Origin of the sequence: Methyloceanibacter sp. (assembly GCF_050728395.1) — a bacterium.
GTDB lineage: Bacteria > Pseudomonadota > Alphaproteobacteria > Rhizobiales > Methyloligellaceae > Methyloceanibacter.
Window position 1 is genome coordinate 1 of record NZ_JBOHJB010000182.1, and the last position, 2,450, is coordinate 2,450.

The window sequence follows — 2,450 nt, forward strand, 5'->3', positions numbered from 1 at the left end:
TACCGACATGCATCCAGTGCCCGTCGAGACGCATGCCGTAGAGGCGCTTCTTGGCAAGCGCCCGGTCCCACAACAGGTTCAACGAGAATTTTCCGTCAGGCGCGTCGGTGAACAGTCTTGCATCGCAGAGCGATACGCCGGCAAAGGCGAAGGGCACGATCTGCCGCTCGCCTCTGCGCGTCAGCCGACCGTCAGGCGCCATGGTGAAATCGCCCTTTCCCCCATAGCCGATGCTCGAGGCAAGCGGCGCGAGTAGCAGCATGCAGTCCATGGTTTGCGGGTTCCACAATTTCAGCATGCGCGGCAGCGCCGGGCTTGGGCCCTCGCTCCATACCGTGTCGGCGTTGTGGATGAAGAAGGGCCCTGGTCCAAGCAAGGGCAGCGCGCGCTTCGCGCCTCCGCCGGTATCGAGCAGCAGATCGCGCTCATCGGAGATGAGGATCGCGGGCTTGGTTCCCCGGCGGCGAGCAACGCTCTCTTCGATCTGGTCCGGCAAATAATGCACGTTGACGATCGCAGTCTCGACGCCCGCGCCCCCAAGTCTGTCAAGTACGTGGTCGATGAGCGGGCGCCCGGCAAGCAGCACGAGGGGCTTCGGCAGGCGCAAGGTCAAGGGACGCATGCGCTCGCCATAGCCGGCGGCAAGCACCATCGCCGTCTCAGCGTGCGCCATGAATGCGGCCTTCACAGGATGAGCGGGGGGAGCTTGTGCAAGGGCGGCAGCTCGTCGGCGTACCAGGCACGCAACGACGCAAGCGCCGGATGCGCGAGATTGCGCTCAAGATAGCGGGCGACCCGGGGAATGTGAGCGAGATAACCGCGCTTGCCGTCACGTTTCGCCAACCGCGCAAATATGCCGAGGATCTTCGAGTTGCGTTGGGCGCCGAGCGTTGCGTAGAGCACGCTGAACTGATCGCTCGAAAAGTGCGGATCGCTCGTGCTTCGGGCCGCACAGTAGCGAGCGAACTGCCGGGCTTCAAGCGATTCGGGAACGTCGAGCCTGGCATCCTGCAAAAGCGACACAAGATCGTAGGCCGCGGGGCCGAGCAGCGCGTCCTGGAAGTCGAGGATGCCGACCTTCTGGAGCGCCGCGCGGTGCGGCAACCACATCAGGTTCGGCGAGTGATAATCACGTAAAATCAATGTGTTATCTGTGACCGCAGCCTGCTCCAGCAGCGGGCGCCACAGGTCGATATAGGCCTCGCGTACCTCTTCGGGGGTAGAGCGGCCTTGGAGTACAGGCCAGAACCAGTCGGTGAGCAAAAGAGCCTCGGTCAGCATTGCGTCGGCGTCATAGTGCGGCAGCCGGTAGGGCGCATGGCCTTCGACGCGCAAGAGCGGCGGCGTTGGTTCGCTCACGATGGCGAGCAGCACGTCGATGGCCGGCGCATAAAGATCTTCCATCTTCGTGCCGCGCGCGATCTCGGCGCCAAACACCCTGTCGGCGAGATCCTCGATCAGCAGAAACCCCTGATCGAGATCGAAGGCGTAGATCGCCGGCGCGGCAAGCCCGCGTCGCCGGAGCTCATCACCGACAGCAATGAAGGGTGTTACGTCCTCGGCGAGATGCACGAGCTTGCTATAGGGCTTACCGTCGCGGATCGGCGGGCCATCAGGCTGGCGCGGGGCGTTCATCAAAATGGCGCTGCCGTCCGCCAGCGCGAGCCTCGCATAGGAGCGCGTCGAGGCGTCGCCTTGCAGATATTCGGCGGCGGCTTCGGCGTAAGGCGTGGTGGCGATGAAGGCGGAAAGCGCTTGCAGGCGCTTTAGCCGCGGGGCCCAGCTGCCATGTCCGGTGAGCACTACGCGGCGGCGATAGGGCTCCGCCGTCTCGTCCATGGCAATGTCGAGCCGGTCCATTGGAAGCCAGTCGCCGGCGCGCTCTGGCCATTCGACGATGGTCACTGAGCTTGGCAAGAGATCGTCGAGGCCGAGTTCGGCAAGCTCGCGCGGCTCGAGCCGGTAGAAGTCGCAATGATGCACGGTGAAGCGCGGGCTCGCATAAGCCTGCACCAGCGAGAAGGTCGGGCTCGGCACCTCACCCTCGACGCCGAGGCGGGCGAGCAGAAACCGGGCGAAACTCGTCTTGCCGGCGCCGAGCGGTCCCGACACCGCGATCAGGTCTCCCGGCTTGAGCACGAGAGCGAGCCGCTGGGCGAGACGGTCGAGCTCGACGAGGTCGGCGCCGTCAAGGCTCCAACTTGCGCTCATCCGGCGCGGCTTGATCCGTAGCGGCGCGGTTCGGGCTCGACCGCAGCTTCGTGCGCGAGCGGCAGGCGCGCTCTGATCTTCGTGCCGCGCCCTGGCGTCGAAATGAGCACCACCTCGCCGCCATGCATCTCGACCAGGTTCTTGACGATGGAGAGGCCTAGGCCGGCGCCGCGATGGCCCGATCCATTGGCGCGGCTTTCGAAGCGTTCGAACACCGAGGCCTGATACTCGTCCGGGAT

The 2,450-nt window shown here is 65.0% G+C and carries 3 protein-coding genes; all 3 read right to left on the reverse strand.

The window, feature by feature from the left end; genetic code table 11:
• Positions 1 to 673: nucleotidyltransferase family protein (locus ACREC7_RS16350; protein WP_431556746.1), on the reverse strand; the 673-nt coding region annotated here is incomplete at its 3' end.
• A gap of 11 nt (positions 674 to 684) precedes the next feature.
• Positions 685 to 2,211 carry a tRNA (adenosine(37)-N6)-threonylcarbamoyltransferase complex ATPase subunit type 1 TsaE gene (tsaE, locus tag ACREC7_RS16355; RefSeq protein ID WP_431556747.1) on the reverse strand — a complete coding sequence of 509 codons (1,527 nt, stop codon included), beginning with the start codon at positions 2,209 to 2,211 and terminating at the stop codon, positions 685 to 687.
• A partial coding sequence (locus ACREC7_RS16360) for a sensor histidine kinase (protein WP_431556748.1) occupies positions 2,208 to 2,450 on the reverse strand: 243 nt, incomplete at its 5' end. The genes tsaE and ACREC7_RS16360, both read right to left, overlap by 4 nt.